This window comes from Mesorhizobium sp. M7D.F.Ca.US.004.01.2.1, from assembly GCF_003997785.1.
Taxonomy (GTDB): domain Bacteria; phylum Pseudomonadota; class Alphaproteobacteria; order Rhizobiales; family Rhizobiaceae; genus Mesorhizobium; species Mesorhizobium loti.
Genome location: NZ_RZRQ01000120.1, coordinates 1 through 16,866, shown reverse-complemented (window position 1 = coordinate 16,866; position 16,866 = coordinate 1). Strand labels below are relative to the sequence as shown.

At 63.3% G+C, this 16,866-nt stretch carries 13 protein-coding genes; 11 read left to right on the top strand and 2 right to left on the bottom strand.

The genetic code is table 11. The features are described from left to right. Nucleotides 1–103: 103 nt before the first annotated feature. The 5 genes from EN993_RS17815 to glp are packed head-to-tail and all read left to right on the top strand — an operon-like array spanning nt 104 to nt 5,509. Nucleotides 104–1,996 carry a SurA N-terminal domain-containing protein gene (locus tag EN993_RS17815; protein ID WP_127264436.1) on the top strand — a complete coding sequence of 631 codons (1,893 nt, stop codon included), beginning with the start codon at nt 104–106 and terminating at the stop codon, nt 1,994–1,996. Then, nucleotides 1,993–3,003, top strand: coding sequence for an anthranilate phosphoribosyltransferase (gene trpD, locus EN993_RS17810; RefSeq protein ID WP_109669008.1), 1,011 nt, complete (start codon nt 1,993–1,995; stop codon nt 3,001–3,003). Before EN993_RS17815 ends, trpD begins: the two co-directional genes overlap by 4 nt. A 3-nt stretch (nt 3,004–3,006) precedes the next feature. Further along, the gene (gene trpC, locus EN993_RS17805) at nt 3,007–3,819 is read left to right on the top strand and encodes an indole-3-glycerol phosphate synthase TrpC (RefSeq protein WP_109669011.1); all 813 of its coding nucleotides are present in this window, start codon (nt 3,007–3,009) and stop codon (nt 3,817–3,819) included. A 2-nt stretch (nt 3,820–3,821) separates the two neighbouring features. Next, nucleotides 3,822–4,304, top strand: coding sequence for a cyclic pyranopterin monophosphate synthase MoaC (moaC, locus tag EN993_RS17800; RefSeq protein ID WP_109669013.1), 483 nt, complete (start codon nt 3,822–3,824; stop codon nt 4,302–4,304). After that, nucleotides 4,304–5,509, top strand: a complete 1,206-nt coding sequence (glp, locus tag EN993_RS17795) for a gephyrin-like molybdotransferase Glp (protein WP_127264434.1) — start codon at nt 4,304–4,306, stop codon at nt 5,507–5,509. The genes moaC and glp overlap by 1 nt, the downstream gene beginning before the upstream one ends. A gap of 48 nt (nt 5,510–5,557) precedes the next feature. Here the strand turns inward: glp and EN993_RS17790 are convergent, their stop codons facing one another. Then, nucleotides 5,558–6,388, bottom strand: coding sequence for an alpha/beta hydrolase (locus EN993_RS17790; protein WP_127264432.1), 831 nt, complete (start codon nt 6,386–6,388; stop codon nt 5,558–5,560). Nucleotides 6,389–6,699: 311 nt separating this feature from the next. Between EN993_RS17790 and EN993_RS17785 the strand changes: the two genes are divergently transcribed. The 4 genes from EN993_RS17785 (at nt 6,700) to lexA (ending at nt 11,664) form a co-directional block, all read left to right on the top strand. Beyond that, on the top strand, nt 6,700–8,325 hold the full coding sequence (locus tag EN993_RS17785) for an AMP-binding protein (RefSeq protein ID WP_127264430.1): 1,626 nt from the start codon (nt 6,700–6,702) through the stop codon (nt 8,323–8,325). Then, nucleotides 8,322–9,158: a tryptophan 2,3-dioxygenase gene (kynA, locus tag EN993_RS17780; RefSeq protein WP_109669023.1), complete on the top strand. Its 837-nt coding sequence runs from the start codon at nt 8,322–8,324 to the stop codon at nt 9,156–9,158. Before EN993_RS17785 ends, kynA begins: the two co-directional genes overlap by 4 nt. An 82-nt stretch (nt 9,159–9,240) precedes the next feature. Beyond that, the gene (gene kynU / locus EN993_RS17775) at nt 9,241–10,488 is read left to right on the top strand and encodes a kynureninase (RefSeq protein ID WP_127264428.1); all 1,248 of its coding nucleotides are present in this window, start codon (nt 9,241–9,243) and stop codon (nt 10,486–10,488) included. Between the two features lie 438 nt (nt 10,489–10,926). Next, complete coding sequence (lexA, locus tag EN993_RS17770) at nt 10,927–11,664, top strand: transcriptional repressor LexA (RefSeq protein ID WP_109669027.1); 738 nt, start codon at nt 10,927–10,929, stop codon at nt 11,662–11,664. Here the strand turns inward: lexA and EN993_RS17765 are convergent. Continuing rightward, the gene (locus EN993_RS17765) at nt 11,658–14,123 is read right to left on the bottom strand and encodes a ComEC/Rec2 family competence protein (RefSeq protein WP_127264426.1); all 2,466 of its coding nucleotides are present in this window, start codon (nt 14,121–14,123) and stop codon (nt 11,658–11,660) included. The genes lexA and EN993_RS17765 overlap by 7 nt on opposite strands. A gap of 101 nt (nt 14,124–14,224) precedes the next feature. Here EN993_RS17765 and gltX point away from each other — a divergent pair, with 101 nt between their 5' ends. Together gltX and gltA are read left to right on the top strand one after the other, a co-directional pair. Then, nucleotides 14,225–15,649, top strand: coding sequence for a glutamate--tRNA ligase (gltX, locus tag EN993_RS17760; protein ID WP_127264424.1), 1,425 nt, complete (start codon nt 14,225–14,227; stop codon nt 15,647–15,649). A gap of 184 nt (nt 15,650–15,833) precedes the next feature. Beyond that, a partial coding sequence (gene gltA, locus EN993_RS17755; RefSeq protein WP_127264422.1) for a citrate synthase occupies nt 15,834–16,866 on the top strand: 1,033 nt, incomplete at its 3' end.

Here is a 16,866-nt window from a genome sequence, read left to right as displayed (position 1 = left end):
ACCAAAATCAGGCCACAAAGCAATCGACAGTGGACCGGAAGGGCGCTATTGCGCTTGTTTCAGACTCGGCGCATGCGAAAATGCGCATAAATCGGAAGTAAAAATGCTTGGTATATTGAGAAGCGCGGCAGGCACCTGGGTCGCGAAGGGGCTGTTGGTGTTGCTGGTGCTCAGCTTTTTGGTCTGGGGCATTTCCGGACGGCTGATGGGTGGTTTCGCCGGCCATGATTCGGTTATAACCGCTGGCGGCACCAAAGTGTCGATCAACGAATACCGTCTCGCCTATGATCGCCAGCTCGCCGTCATGTCGCAGCAGTTCGGCCAGCGTCTCAGCCACGAACAGGCAAAGGCGCTCGGCGTCGACAACCAGGTGCTGGCTCAGCTCGTTTCGGGCGCCGTTCTCGACGAACAGGCACGCAAACTGGGCCTCGGACTTTCCAAGGATCGGCTGGCCGAGCTGACGCGCGAAGACCCGGCATTCAAGGGCCCAGGCGGCCAGTTCGACCGCAAAACATTCGAATACATGCTGCGGCAGGTTGGCATGCGGCCCGAGGACTATCTGAAGAACCGTGCCCAGGTGGCGGTGCGCCAGCAGATCGTCGAAGCGGTCTCGGATGGCCTCAAGGCTCCGGATACTTTCTTCAAGGCGGTTGCGCTCTATCGCGGCGAAGACCGCACCATCGACTATTTGACCCTGCCCAAGGCACTGGTCGAGCCGATCCAGGCGCCCTCCGACAGCGTGCTTTCAGCCTATTTCGAAGCCGACAAGAAGACATATGCGGCACCCGAATACCGCAAATTCTCCTATGTCCGCCTCGAACCCGTCGACATCATGGATACGACCGCCGTCACCGACAGCCAGGTCAGCGACGATTACAACAAGAACAAGGCGCGCTACACCACGCCGGAACTGCGCACCATCGAGCAGCTTGTGTTCAAGACGCCGGATGCGGCCAAGGCCGCGCTCGATTCGCTCAAGGCCGGCGCCACCTTCGACAAGCTCGTCACGGCGGAAGGCAAGACCCCGGCCGATACGCTGCTCGGCACGCTGGCCAAGGACAAGATCGCCGACAAGGCGGTCGCCGACGCGGCCTTCGCGCTCAATGCCAATGAAGTCAGTCAGGTCGTGCAGGGCGCCTTCGGCCCGGTGCTGCTGCGCGTCACCGAAATCAAGCCCGAGGTGGTGAAGCCGCTGACCGAGGTGTCCGACCAGATACGCAAGGACCTGGCGCTGGGCGAGGCAAGCCGCATTCTTCTGGACGTGCGTGACAGCTATGAAGACACCCGCGCCGCCGGCAGTTCGCTGGCCGACGCCGCCACCAAGCTGAAGCTGAAGCTCATCACCATCGACGCCATCGATCGCAGCGGATTGCGGCCTGACGCGAGCATCGTCAAGGACCTGCCGCAATCGCCGGAACTGATCAAGGCTGTCTTCGACGCCGAACCCGGCACGGAGAACGAAGCTTTGACCACGGCAGACAATGGTTTTGTCTTCTACGAAGTGACTTCCGTCACGCCGGCTCGCGATCGCACGCTGGACGAGGTTCATCAGAAAGCCGTCGCCGACTGGACGGCAGCTGAGACCACCAAGCGGCTCGCCGCCAAGGCTGACGAGCTCGAAAAGCGGCTCAAGGCCGGTGCCACGCTCGACGTTATTGCCAGTGAGCTCAAGCTGGAGAAGCAGACCAAGCGCGGCGTCAAGCGCGAGGCCGACGATGTCGATTTCGGCAAGGAGGGTGCGGCGGCGATGTTCGGCGTCGGCGAAGGCGGCACCGGCCTGATCCCCTCGCCCACCGGCGACGGTCAGATCCTGTACAAGGTCGCCGAAGTGTTCGAGCCCGCCGGGGCCGATGCCAGCTCGGTGCCGGACGATGCGCAGAAATCCTTCACCTCCGGCATGTCGGATGACCTGCTCGATCAGCTGGTGGCGCAGTTGCAGACGCAGTACGACGTTCGCATCGACCAGGCCGCCGTTGCCCAAGCCTCGACAAGATGAGCGCGCTGAAAACCCATATCGCCAAGGTCGCGACCGGCAGCGCGCTTTCCTTCGAGGAAGCGCGCGAGGCCTTCGACATCATCATGTCGGGTGACGCCACGCCCGGCCAGATCGGCGGCTTCCTGATGGCGCTGCGCGTGCGCGGCGAGACGGTGAGCGAGCTTTCCGCCGCCGTCGCCACCATGCGCGCCAGGATGCTGCGTGTCGACGCACCGGACGGCGCCATCGACATCGTCGGCACGGGCGGCGACAATTCCCACAGTGTCAACATTTCGACGGCATCGGCCTTCGTCATCGCCGGCAGCGGCGTGCCCGTCGCCAAGCATGGCAATCGCGGTCTGTCCTCGCTGACAGGGTCCGCCGACGTGCTGATTGCGCTTGGCGTCAAGATCGACATCTCGCCCGAATTCATCGGCCGTTGCATCCATGAAGCGGGCGTCGGCTTCATGTTCGCGCCCGCGCACCACCCGGCAATGAAGTATGTAGGGCCGACCCGAGTCGAGCTCGGCACCCGCACCATCTTCAACCTGCTCGGGCCTCTCATCAATCCGGCTGGCGTCAAACGGCAGATGGTCGGCGTGTTCCTGCCGGAATGGATCCTGCCGGTGGCCGAGACGCTGAAGGCGCTGGGCGCCGAGCATGCCTGGGTTGCCCATGGCGACGGCTATGACGAGATCACCACCACCGGCGAGACGCAGGTCGCCGAACTGATCGGCGGCGAGATCCGCAGCTTCACGCTAACCCCTGAAGCGGTTGGGCTGGCGCGCCATACCAAGGATGAATTGCGCGGCGGCGACGCGGCCTACAACGCCACGGCATTGCGCGATATGCTGGGCGGTGCTGCCGGCGCCTATCGAGACACCGTGCTGATGAATGCCGGCGCCGGCCTGGTCGTTGCGGGCAAAGCGACGACGCTTGGTGACGGCATCGCGTTCGCCGCGCAAGCCATCGACAGCGGCCGGGCCCTGCAGGTGCTCGACCGATTGGTCGAAATTTCGAACGGGTGAACCGTGTCTGACATCCTGCGCAAGATCGAGGCCTATAAGCGCGACGAGATCGCGGCGGCCAAGGCACGCATGCCGCTGGCCGAGATCAAGGCGCGCGCAAAAGACGCCGATGCACCACGCGGCTTTCTTGCAGCGCTCGAGGCGAAGCAGAGATCGGGTAGCTTCGCCCTGATCGCCGAAATCAAGAAGGCGAGCCCTTCCAAGGGGTTGATCCGGGCCGATTTCGATCCGCCAGCATTGGCGCAGGCCTATGAGAAAGGCGGCGCCGCCTGTCTTTCGGTGCTGACCGACGCGCCGTCTTTCCAGGGCGCGCCGGAGTTTCTCACCAAGGCGCGAGCCGCCGTCGCCCTGCCCGCACTGCGCAAGGATTTCCTGTTCGATCCGTATCAGGTCTACGAAGCCCGCGCCTGGGGCGCTGATGCCATCCTGATCATCATGGCGAGCGTTAATGACGCCCTGGCGAGCGAGCTTGAGGCAACGGCATTCGAACTCGGCATGGATGCGCTGATCGAGGTGCATGACGAGGCCGAGACGCTGCGCGCGGTAAAACTGTCATCGCAGTTGATCGGCATCAACAACCGCAATCTGAGAACATTCGAAACCAGCCTTAAAACGTCCGAGCGGCTGGCGCCGATGGTGCCGGGCGGCCGCCTGCTGGTCAGCGAGAGCGGTATTTTCAGCCATGACGACTGCCTCAGGATGCAGAAGACCGGCATCGACACCTTCCTCGTCGGCGAGAGCCTGATGCGGCAACAGGATGTCGCCGCGGCCACGCGCCTGCTGCTGACGGGCAAGGCAGCGGCCGAGGTGGTCTGACGATGACATCGGCCCTCACCCATCTCGGCGCCCAGGGCGAGGCCAACATGGTTGATGTCGGCGACAAGGAAGAGACGACGCGCACGGCGATCGCTGAGGGCTTTGTCGCGATGCAGCCCGAGACCCTGAAGACGATCCTCGCCGGCAACGCCAAGAAAGGCGATGTGCTCGGCACCGCGCGCATCGCCGGCATCATGGCGGCGAAGAAGACGCATGAACTGATCCCGCTCTGCCATCCGCTGCTGCTGACCAAGGTTTCCGTCGACATCGAGCCGGACCATGCTTTGCCCGGCCTGAAGGTCACCGCGCTTGCGCGTGTCACCGGCAAGACGGGCGTCGAGATGGAAGCTTTGACGGCCGCCTCCGTCGCCTGCCTGACCATCTACGACATGGCCAAGGCGGTGGATCGCGCCATGACCATTTCCGGCATCCGGCTGGTCGAAAAGACTGGCGGCAAATCTGGCGACTACAAGGCTGGCGCCTGATGGCGCTGGTTCCGGTCGCCGAGGCGCTCGAACGCCTTCTGGAAGGCGCTGCGCCGCTGGCCGGCGAAAGCGTTCCGCTCTTCGAGGCCGTGGATCGTGTGCTGGCGGAACCGGTTATTGCGCTGCGCACCCAACCGCCCTTCAACGCTTCCGCCATGGACGGCTATGCGGCGCGTGCCGCCGATGTGGCGTCGGTGCCATCGAGACTTTCTGTGATCGGAATGGCCCCGGCCGGGCGTGGCTTTGACGGCGTGGTCGGCAAGGCACAGGCGGTGCGCATCTTCACCGGCGCGCCGCTTCCCGAAGGCGCCGACACCATCGTCATCCAGGAAAATGTCAGGGATCTCGGCGGCGGCGACATCGAAGTGACCGAACCGACCGCTGAAGGACGCAACATCCGCCGCATCGGGCTCGATTTTTCAAAGGGTGACGTGCTGCTGGAAAAAGGCCGCGTGCTCGACCCGGCGGCGCTGTCGCTGGCGGCATCGGCCAACCACCCCCGGGTCGGCGTGGTAAAACGGCCGCTGGTCGCCATCATCGCCACCGGCGACGAATTGTTGCCGCCCGGCAGCGAACTCGGGCCGGACCAGATCATCTCGTCCAATGCCTATGGCGTTGCCGCCGCCGCACAGTCGGTTGGCGCCCGCGCGCTCGATCTCGGCATTGCCGCCGATCGCAAGGAGGCCATCGCCGCGCTGGTCAGACAAGCGGTCGCAGCCGGCGCGGATGTCATCGTGACGCTTGGTGGCGCCTCGGTCGGCGATCACGACCTGATCCACGATGTGCTGACCGGCGAAGGCATGACGCTCGGCTTCTGGAAGATCGCCATGCGCCCCGGCAAGCCGCTGATGTTCGGCCGCCTCGGCGATATCAGGTGCATCGGCCTGCCGGGCAATCCGGTGGCAAGCCTGGTCTGCTCGCAACTGTTCCTGAAGCCCCTGCTGGCGCGGCTCGGCGGCCGCAACCATCGCCAGGACATACGCCCGGCGCGATTGGGCGCCGCAATACCGGCCAATGATTTGCGCCAGGACTATGTGCGGGCCATGGTCAGGGAAGATGACGGCGCGCTGGTGGCGACGCCGTTCGGCATCCAGGATTCCTCGATGCTGAGAATGCTGGCCGACGCCAACGGGCTGATCGTGCGCGCGCCGTTTGCCTCCGCAGCGGCTGCGGGCGAGGCTTGCAGCGTTTTGATGCTGCGCTGAAGAATCCAAGACAAGCCATTCATAACAGACGAGAAAATGACCTCGGCCCTACTCCGAGATCAGGGTCCGGGTTAGCGGATGCGCCGGATCGGCAAGGCCGTCGACAATGTCGTAGTGATGCCGGTCGGGCTCGACTATCGCGCTGGTGGTGGCGCCAAGGCCGGTCCAGATGTTGGCAAGCAACGCATTCTGGCGCAGGAATTCGGCGCGCTCACCGCCTCCGGCCCAGCAGGTGATGCGGGCACCCTCCATGGGCCGCAGCAACGCCGGGCTTTCCGTCAGCGCCTCGTGCTCGTCGATGGCCAGCGCCGCATTCATGCCGGTGCGCATGAGCGGACGCAGGTCATGCAGGCCCGAAATCGAAACGACATGGCGTATGCGCTGCGCCACATCGGCGGCCAGGGGCGTTGTTGTGGTCACCATGCGGCTGGCGAGATGGCCGCCGGCCGAATGTCCGGTCAGCATCAGCGGTCCCCCGACCATCGCCGCTGCCTTGCCGATCGCTGTGCCGATTTCGCTGACGATGCCGGCGATGCGTATGTCCGGGCACTGCGTGTAGGAAGGCATCGCCACGGCGAAGCCATTGCCGACCGCGCCATTGGCGAGGTGCGACCACGTGCTCTTGTCGGACTCCAGCCAGTAACCGCCATGGATGAACACCACGAGCCCCTTGGGAGCGGCTTTGGGAAGGAAAATATCCAACCGATTGCGCGGTCCGTCACCATAGGCGATGTCGAGCCGTGCCCGGCCCTCTGCCGAAAGCGCATTGCGAAACGCTTGCGCGGGTTCCGCCCACGCTGCCGGCCAGCGATCGCTGCCGACAATGTTCGCGCCGTTGGCATAGGCGCGGTCCCAATCGGCAATGTGACGTTCGAACATCGGCACCCTCCCCCGGAATGGCTCGTTTCTGCGCCAGCAATGGCCACCGCCATGCCATGCGTCAATGCTCCAGACCAAAAATATTTTAGGCTTGAAACAAATTTCGACTGGTGCGATCCTGCCCTGACGAACAGCCGACAATGGGAGGTCTGCTGTGCTGCCCAAAACCTGCAGATGTGCACTCTTTCTGGTGGCATCCCGAGCAGGGGCAACGGCGGCACGAAGCCTCCTCAAAAGCAGGACCTTTAGATCCACCACATCCGGCCAGGCGCCTCGCGCACTGGCCGTCCAGCAGATGGGATAGCGGCGACATGCTTGGGCCTTCAGCGCATATCGACACGTTCACGCGCGATCACCTGCCGCCGCCGGAGCAATGGCCCGATATCCTGCTCGATGGCTTTGACTATCCCGAACGCCTCAACGCCGGCGTCGAACTGACCGACAGGCTGGTCGAGAAAGGCCTGGGCGACCACACCGCGCTGATCGGCAATGGCCGCCGCCGCACCTACAAGGAACTGTCCGACTGGACGAACAGGCTGGCCCACGCACTGGTCGAGAATTATGGCGTCAAGCCGGGCAACCGGGTGCTGATCCGCTCGGCCAACAACCCCGCCATGGTCGCCTGCTGGCTGGCTGCCACCAAGGTCGGCGCCGTGGTCGTCAACACCATGCCGATGCTACGCGCCGGCGAACTCGCCAAGATCGTCGACAAGGCGGAGATCACCGTCGCGCTGTGCGACACCAGGCTGATGGACGAGATGACCGCCTGCGCCAAGGACAGCGTATTCCTCAAGCAGGTCATAGGCTTCGACGGCACCGCCAACCATGATGCCGAACTCGATCGTGCCGCTCTCGACAAGCCGGTGACATTCACTTCCGTCAACACAGGCCGCGACGACGTCGCCTTGCTCGGCTTTACCTCGGGCACGACAGGCGTGCCGAAGGCGACGATGCATTTCCACCGCGACCTCCTGATCATCGCCGACGCCTACGCCCGCGAGATCCTCAAGGTGACGCCGGACGACATCTTTGTCGGCTCGCCGCCGCTGGCCTTCACCTTCGGCCTTGGCGGGCTCGCCATCTTCCCGCTGCGCTTCGGTGCTGCGGCAACGCTGCTGGAGCAGGCGACGCCGCCCAACATGATCCACATCATCGAAACCTACAAAGCGACGATCTCCTTCACCGCGCCGACCGCCTACCGCGCCATGTTGAAGGCCATGGATGAAGGAGCCGACCTGTCGTCGCTGCGCGTCGCCGTTTCGGCCGGCGAAACCTTGCCCGCTCCGGTTTTCGAGGAGTGGACGCAAAAGACCGGCAAGCCGATCCTCGACGGCATCGGCGCCACCGAAATGCTGCACATCTTCATCTCCAACCGCTTTGACGACATGAAGCCCGCGTCGACCGGCAAGCCGGTGGGCGGCTATGAGGCGCGCATCGTCGATGACGAGATGCGCGAGGTGCCGCGCGGCACGACCGGCAGGCTGGCGGTGCGCGGCCCGACCGGCTGCCGCTACATGGCCGACAACAGGCAGAAGGAATACGTCCGCGACGGCTGGAACCTCACCGGCGACACCTTCACGCAGGACGAAGACGGGTTCTTCCATTTCGCCGCGCGCTCCGACGACATGATCGTCAGCGCCGGCTACAACATCGCCGGCCCCGAGGTCGAGGCAGCACTGCTGTCGCATCCCGACGTCGCCGAATGCGCGGTGATCGGCGCAGACGATGCCGAACGCGGCCAGATCGTCGAGGCGCATGTCGTGCTGGCGCAGGGCGTGGCGCCTGACGCGTTGACCACCAAGCGCCTGCAGGACCACGTCAAGGCAACGATCGCGCCCTACAAATACCCGCGATCGGTGAAATTCATCGCCGCTCTGCCCAAGACCCAGACCGGCAAGATCCAGCGCTTCCGGCTGCGCACGGAGAAAATCAATTGAGTGAGCCATACGATCCGGCGTCCGAAGGCGCACAGATGTCGTTCAAGGAGCGCATGTCCTACAGCGACTACCTGCACCTTGAGAAAGTGCTGGAGGCCCAGACGCCGCTGTCGTCGGCGCACGACGAGATGCTGTTCATTATCCAGCATCAAACCTCCGAACTGTGGATGAAGCTCGCTTTGCACGAGATTGGCGCTGCGATCCGTTCTATCCGCGCCGACCGGCTCGAGCCGAGCTTCAAGATGCTGTCGCGCGTCGCCCGCATCTTCGAACAGTTGAACAACGCCTGGGACGTGCTGCGGACGATGACCCCCAGCGAATACACCGAGTTCCGCGACGCGCTCGGCCAGTCCTCGGGTTTTCAGTCCTGGCAGTATCGCGCCATCGAGTTCATGGCCGGCAACCGCAACCTCGCCATGCTCGGGCCGCACAAGCACCGGCCTGACCTCAGCGGAAAGCTGGAGGCGATCCTGGCCGAGCCATCGCTCTACGACGAAGCGCTGCTGCTTCTGGCGCGCAACGGATTCGACATCGGCACTGATGCCAGGCGCACGGACTGGCGTGAAACGCGAACCGAAAATGAAGAGGTTCTGGTCGCCTGGCAGACCATTTACCGTGATCCGCAGCGTTACTGGATGTTCTACGAACTGGCCGAGAAGCTGGTCGACTTCGAGGACTATTTCCGCCGCTGGCGCTTCAACCACGTCACCACGGTCGAGCGCATCATCGGTCTGAAACGCGGCACCGGCGGCACGTCGGGTGCTTCGTATCTCAAGAAGATGCTCGAGGTCGTGCTGTTCCCGGAGCTGTGGACGGTCCGCACCCGGCTCTGACATCATCGAAATGAAAACAAGCTCACTGAGGGGACGCTCTGTGGCGGAAAACCCTTCGCGAACAACCGAGGACTGACCGACCATGAGTGGAATTCCTGATCTCGCTGCAATCGAAGCGATGGATGCCACGGATCCGCTGCGTGCCATGCGCGATCGTTTCATCCTGCCGGAAGGCGTGATCTATCTCGACGGCAATTCACTTGGGGCAGCGTCGCATGCCGTTTTCGGCGAGCTGCAACAGGCAGCGACCAAGGAATGGGCCCAGGATCTCATCCGGGCCTGGAATACGGCCGGATGGTTCGAGATGCCGATCGAACTCGGTGACCAGCTCGGGCGCCTGATCGGAGCCGCGGCCGGCCAGACCGTCGTCTGCGACACGACGTCGACCAACATCTACAAGGTGCTGCATGCGGCGCTGGAGATGCGGCCCGGCCGGTTGGCCATCGTCGCCGAGGGTGACAGTTTTCCCACCGACCTGTACATCGCCGAAGGGGTGGCCTCGACTCGGGATGGCGTCCTGCTGCGCCTCGCGGGCGTCGACGCGCCAACCATCGAAGAGCTGATCGACGAAAACGTCGCGGTGGTGCTGGTCAACCACGTCAATTACAAATCGGGTGAACTGCGGGACATGGCGGCGCTGACGCGCAAGGCTCATGCGGCCGGAGCGCTGATCGTCTGGGATCTGTGCCACACCGCGGGTGCTCTGCCGGTCGAGCTCGATCACGCAAATGCCGACTTCGCCATCGGCTGCACCTACAAGTACCTCAACGGCGGTCCGGGCGCGCCGGCCTTCATCTATGCCGCCCGGCGCCACCACGGCGAGATCAGCCAGCCACTCAGCGGCTGGTGGGGGCATGCGCGGCCCTTTGCCTTCGAACAGGGTTACGTGGCCGGCACCGGTATCCGCCGCTTTCTGTGCGGCACGCAGCCGGTCCTGTCGATGCGGGCGCTCAAGGGTGCGCTTGCCATCTGGAACGACGTCGACATGGCGGCATTGCGAAAGAAAAGCGTCGCGCTGACCGAACTGTTCATCCAGCTCGTCGAAGCAAAGTGCGGCGCCTATGGTCTCACGCTGGAGACCACCCGCGACACGACCAGCCGCGGCAGCCAGGTGTCGTTCCTTCACGATCATGGCTATCAAATCATGCGGGCGCTGATCGAGCGTGGCGTGATCGGTGATTTCCGCGCGCCATCGACCATCCGTTTCGGCTTCACGCCGCTCTATGTCGGCTACAAGGATGTGTGGCTGGCGGTCGAGGTGCTGGAAGACATTCTGCGCACGGGTGCATGGAAGGACCAGCGTTTCGCCGTCAAGGAGGCCGTTACCTAACGCAGCCGTCTCGACGATCTGTTGTCATCGGCTCTCCCCTTGGTCGGATGACGAAGAGACGAATTTCCAGCTCGCACATGCGTTCGTTGCTGGTGGCCAGCGCAGGCTACAATAATTAACCAAGGTTGGCGTTTTTGGCTTCGTTTCGTTCACGGCAAACGAAAGCTGGAAAGCCCACCGTCGAGGGGCCTGTCGGCAGCCATGCCAGGCCTGATCTCGGGATGGGCCACAGGCTATTAACCATAACAATTTCAATGTCGGAAAGCGCACTGCGACGGCATGCAGGCGTCGACGAGATCCGCTTGCAACCGCGGAATAATTTCCGCCACCTTAACAAATTCATTAAACTTTAAACGGTTGCAGAACACAACTGGAACAGATAGTGTTTGTTCTGGGTTTGTTTTTCTGATTCTGGTTTCAGGTACCTTGGGGGCCGCCATGCTGACGCGCAAGCAACACGAACTGCTGATGTTCATCCATGAACGCCTGAAGGAAAGCGGCATTCCGCCATCCTTCGATGAGATGAAGGAGGCGCTCGATCTTGCCTCCAAATCCGGGATTCACCGGCTGATTACGGCACTGGAGGAGCGCGGCTTCATTCGCCGGCTGCCCAACCGGGCACGCGCGCTGGAAGTGCTGCGGCTGCCGGATTCGATCGCGCCCGGCCTCAACGCGGCAAAAAAATTCTCGCCAAGCGTCATCCAGGGCAGTCTTGGTCAAGGCGGCCTTGGCCGGCAGATCAAGCCGGCGCTTTCGCGGATGTCTTCGGCCGGCAATGACGACGACGTGGTCTCCGCGGTGTCGATCCCGGTGATGGGCCGCATCGCTGCCGGTGTGCCGATCGACGCCATTCAGCATCAGACGCATTCGATCTCGGTGCCGCCGGACATGATCATGGGCGGCGAGCACTATGCGCTGGAGGTCAAGGGCGACTCGATGATCGAGGCCGGCATTTTCGACGGCGACACCGTCATCATCCGCAATGCCGACACGGCGAGCCCCGGCGAAATCATCGTGGCGCTGGTCGATGAAGAGGAAGCGACGCTGAAGCGGTTCCGCCGCAAGGGCGCCTCGATTGCTCTCGAAGCCGCCAATCCGGCCTATGAAACCCGTATTTTCGGGCCGGACAGGGTCAAGGTGCAAGGCAAGCTCGTCGGCCTGATCCGCCGCTACTGAGGCAGCTGCGGTTTAACCACTGGCTTCTCGGGTCTCTTGAAGGGCGGCAGTCCCCTCGCCTCGCGTGAGAATTTGCGTTGTTCATGCCAAGGCCGGTAGGGCCTGTCCACCGCGAAGCTGACGGTTGCCGGCGCGGTCGCCGACTGGCGATCGAAGAAGACGGCAGCACTGCCTTTGCGAGCCAGTTGTCGCTTGGTGATGACGAGAACCAGCGGATCGTGACAAGCGTCATAGGCCGTCGCGTCATTGATTACGATCAGCCCGGCGAAGCCGCAGGCTTTCCACGTGTCCTTGCGATCCTCGACATAAGCAATGATCGCGCCGGACGTGCGCCTGGCGAGACAAACGCCTGACGTGCAATAGAACGGCGATCCCGGCGGCAGTTCCGGGGCATCCGCGATCTCGAATTGTGCGTCTCCTTGGGTGAAGACTTCCGGCACGACGATGGTTTCGGATGTCAGTGCGCGCTTCCAGTTGTCGACGGTGAATTCGTTCGGCCGTGCGCGGCTGACGGCGAACTCGCCGCCGCCGATCGGCAACGCAACCAGTCGAGCGTCCTCGGAGATCAGCACGTCGGGTGTGCGCGTATCCGAAACGGTCAGCAGGCCGGCAAGCGCGAAGGGAAGAGCGGCGAGCCGTAGCCATGTCGTCGCCATCGTCGCGATGACCAGGGCAATCGCCACCAGCAGGACAGACTGCTGCGAAATCAATCCGACTCCATCGACGGGCGAACGCTCGGAAATCCATCCGGACATGGCGATCATCGCGGTCAGGCCCTTGCCCATCACATAAAGGAATGGACCATCGGCGCCGAAGGGCATCGCCAGCGCACTGAGGACGGCGAAAGGCATGACAACCAGTGACACGATTGGCATGATGGCCAGATTGGCGAACAGGCTTAGCGGCGACACACGCTGAAAATGCCAGATAGCAAACAGCGCCGTGGCGCCGCCGGCGATGATGGATGTCATGGCCAAGCCGCCCGCCGCCAGCAGGAATTTTCGCGTCAGGAAGCCGGGCAAGGATCGCTTCGGCGGCGGCGGTCTGGTTTTCCCCGCGCGATGATCCGACCAGCCGGCATAGGCGCCGACAAGTGCTGCGGTTGCCGCGAAGGACATCTGGAAGCTCGGGCCGACCACCTCGTGCGGCGACACCACGATGACGGCGATCGCCGAGATCGCCAGATTGCGCATGGTGAGTGCCGCCCGATCGAACAGAACGGCAATCAGCATCACCGCCAGCATGATGAAGCTGCGCTCGGCGGCAACGACGACGCCAGAGATGATGAGATAGGCAGCGATCGAGAACAGTGCCGCGGCGGCGGCATATTTCTTGACCGGACGACGCGCGGAAAAGTCGGGAAACAAGGCGAAGGCGCCGCGCAGCAGACCCATGATGGTGCCGGCGACCAGCGCCATGTGCAGTCCTGAAATGGAGATGATGTGGTAGATGCCTGTACGCCGCATCGCTTCATTGATTTCATCGGGAATGCCGGCGCGCACGCCGACGATCAGCGCCGCGGCGATCTCACCTTCGGCGCCACCAATGCTGGCCCTGATGTGGTCGGCAATCGCTTCTCGGGCATTTTCTACGCTTGAGGAAAGGCGGGCCGATAGCGGCATGTCGCCGTCATCGGTGACGACAAGCTTTGGATTGCCGAGAAAGAACCCGCTGCCGCCGATGCCGGCGAAATAACTGTCAAAGGAGAAGTCGTAGCTTTCCGGCCGCACCGGACCGGTCGGCGGCAACAACTTGGCATATCCAATGATCAGGGATCCGGCTGTCATGTCTGCCGGGATCTTGCGTGCCGAAAGCCGCACCCGCTCCGGCATATAGCGCAATTTCGGCCTTGCGGTCGAAGTCACGTCGATGGTCAGCCGGATGCGGCCGCTCTCCATCTGGTCGATCGAGACGACCCGGCCGGTCACCTGCGTCGAGATTTCCGAACCCAGCATCTGCGTGCCCGCGCGCCACGTTTCGACCTTTGCGGCGAGTAGCCCGAGCGCACACAGCAGCGCGGCCATGAAGCACAGATGGGTCTTCGGCCATGAACGGGAGACCAGCGCACAGAGCGCCGCCAGGGCGACGACCGCGACGGGCTTGGCAAAGTCAGGCTCCGCCGTCAGCGAAAAATAGCCGATCGCTCCGATCGCCAGGCAGACCGGCACCAGCAGGAAGGCCACGCCTCGGTCGAGTTCCAGGCCCGCTGCTGTGGCTACGCTATGGCGCAAGCGAGGCAGCGAAATCCGGCCGATGTGCCGGGGCACGCGCACGATCCTGCCGGTTTCGGCAACTGGAACAGAGGCGTCGACATCCGCTTGTAACGGCGCTTTGCCGGGAGCCGGCACGAGGGGCGACGGCGGCGGCAGCGGGGCTGGCAGAGGCGCAAAAAGCGACCGTTCGCTGACGCCAATGACAGCGTCCTCGCCCTGATCCGAGCCCCAGCCTCGTCCAGCCATCGGGTCTGCCCCTTGCGCCCTCGACACCCTATGCTACATGAACGCCAACCGTGCGAAAGTCCGCGCGACAGCACCCGCTTCAGATGGTTTCCGAGAGTTCCATGTCCGACAAGGTCGTCACCCGTTTTGCCCCCTCGCCCACCGGCTACCTGCATATAGGCGGCGCGCGCACGGCGCTGTTCAACTGGCTGTATGCAAAGCACACCGATGGCACGATGCTGCTGCGCATCGAGGACACCGACCGCGAACGCACCAACGAAGCCGCGACCGCTGCCATTCTCGACGGGCTTTCCTGGCTCGGCCTTACCTGGGACGGCGAGCCGGTGTCGCAGTTCGAGCGTGCGCCGCGCCACCGCGAGGTGGCCGAGGAGCTCGTGCGCATGGGCAAGGCCTATTATTGCTACGCGACGCCGGTCGAGCTGGAGGCGATGCGCGAGGCCGCCAGAGCCAAGGGCCTGCCGCCCCGCTATGACGGCCGCTGGCGTGACCGCGACCCCTCAGAGGCTCCTGCAGGCGCCAAGGGCGCCATCCGCATCAAAGCGCCGACCGAGGGCGAGACCATCGTCCATGACCGCGTCCAGGGCGAGGTGCGCTTTCCCAACAAGGATCTCGACGACTTCATCATCCTGCGTTCGGACGGCAATCCGACCTACATGCATGCCGTCGTCGTCGACGATCATGACATGGGCGTCACCCACATCATCCGTGGCGACGACCATTTGACCAATGCCGCCCGTCAGACCGTGATCTATGACGCCATGGGCTGGGACGTGCCGTCCATGTCGCATATCCCGCTGATCCACGGCGCCGATGGTGCCAAGCTGTCGAAACGGCACGGCGCGCTTGGCGTCGAGGCCTATCGCGCCATGGGCTACCTGCCGGAGGCGCTGCTCAACTACCTGGCGCGTCTCGGCTGGAGCCATGGCGACGACGAGATCATGTCGATCACGGACATGATTTCCTGGTTCGACATCGGCGACGTCAACAAGGGCGCGGCCCGGTTCGACTTCGCCAAGCTCGAAGCGATCAACGGCGCGCATATGCGCCGCATGAGCGATGCCGAGCTGTTCGATATCTTCATCGCCACTCTGCCCTATCTCGAGGGCGGCCCTGCGATGGCCTCGCGCTTGAACGACGCCAACAAGGCGCAGTTGCTGGCAGCACTTCCGGGCCTGAAGGAGCGCGCCAAAACGCTGGTCGAACTCGTCGATGGCGCAGCCTTCCTGTTTGCCACGCGACCGCTGCCGATCGATGACAAGGCCGCCCTTCTGCTCAATGACGATGCCCGCAAGATCCTGCGCGGTGCTCACGAAGCTTTGAACGGGCTTACAGGTGACTGGACGGCCGCTGCAGCGGAGGCCGCGATCCGCGAGGTTGCACTCGCTGGTGGCCACAAGCTCGGCGCCGTGGCCCAGCCTTTGCGCGCCGCTTTGACCGGCAAGAGCACCTCGCCGGGCGTGTTCGATGTGCTCGCTGTGCTCGGCCGCGAGGAAAGCCTGGCGCGCATAACCGATCAAATCGATTAGGAGCAAACTGGCCCAAGAAGATTGGCATTGAAAGGCGGGTTTCGCAGTGCAACATTAGGCCTTGGCCCAATCTGGCACGCACCTCCTGAAATGCGGTGGCGAATACGCGCATTGCGGTGATTTCGAAGTGTCGCTTTGCAAGATTTTGCCTTTGCCGGCATGAGGAAACAACAAGGAGTTTGCAATGACCGAAGCTGCGAAAAAACTGGATTTGGGCGGCAAGACCCAGGAGGCCACGGCAACGCTTGAATTCGCCGGCAAGACTCACGAATTCAAGGTGCGAAGCGGTTCGGTCGGGCCTGATGTCATCGACATCGCCTCGCTCTACTCCACCACCGGCGCCTTCACCTACGATCCCGGCTTCACCTCGACGGCAAGCTGCGAGTCCGAAATCACCTTTATCGACGGCGACGCCGGCATCCTGTTGCACCGCGGCTATCCGATCGACCAGTTGGCCGAACACGGCGACTTCCTCGAGGTCTGCTATCTCCTGCTCTACGGTGAACTGCCGACCAAGGCGCAGAAGGACGATTTCGATTACCGCGTGACGCGCCACACCATGGTGCACGAGCAGATGTCGCGCTTCTTCACCGGCTTCCGCCGCGACGCGCATCCGATGGCGGTGATGTGCGGCGTGGTCGGCGCGCTGTCGGCCTTCTATCACGACTCCACCGACATCTCCGACCCCTACCAGCGCATGGTTGCCTCCATGCGGCTGATCGCCAAGATGCCGACGATCGCGGCGATGGCCTACAAATACCACATCGGCCAGCCCTTCATTTACCCGAAGAACGAGCTGAATTTCGCTGCCAACTTCCTGCACATGTGCTTTGCCGTGCCGTGCGAGGAGTACAAGATCAATCCAGTGCTGGCGCGCGCCATGGAGCGCATCTTCATACTTCACGCCGATCACGAACAGAACGCCTCGACCTCGACCGTTCGTCTCGCCGGATCGTCGGGTGCCAACCCGTTCGCGTGCATCGCTGCCGGCATCGCTTGCCTTTGGGGCCCGGCGCATGGTGGCGCCAACGAAGCGGCGCTCAACATGCTGGGCGAGATCGGCCATGTCGATCACATCCCGGAGTTCATCGCCCGCGCCAAGGACAAGGACGACCCGTTCCGGCTGATGGGCTTTGGCCACCGTGTCTACAAGAACTACGATCCGCGCGCCAAGATCATGCAGAAGACCGCGCACGAGGTTCTGGGCGAGCTTGGCA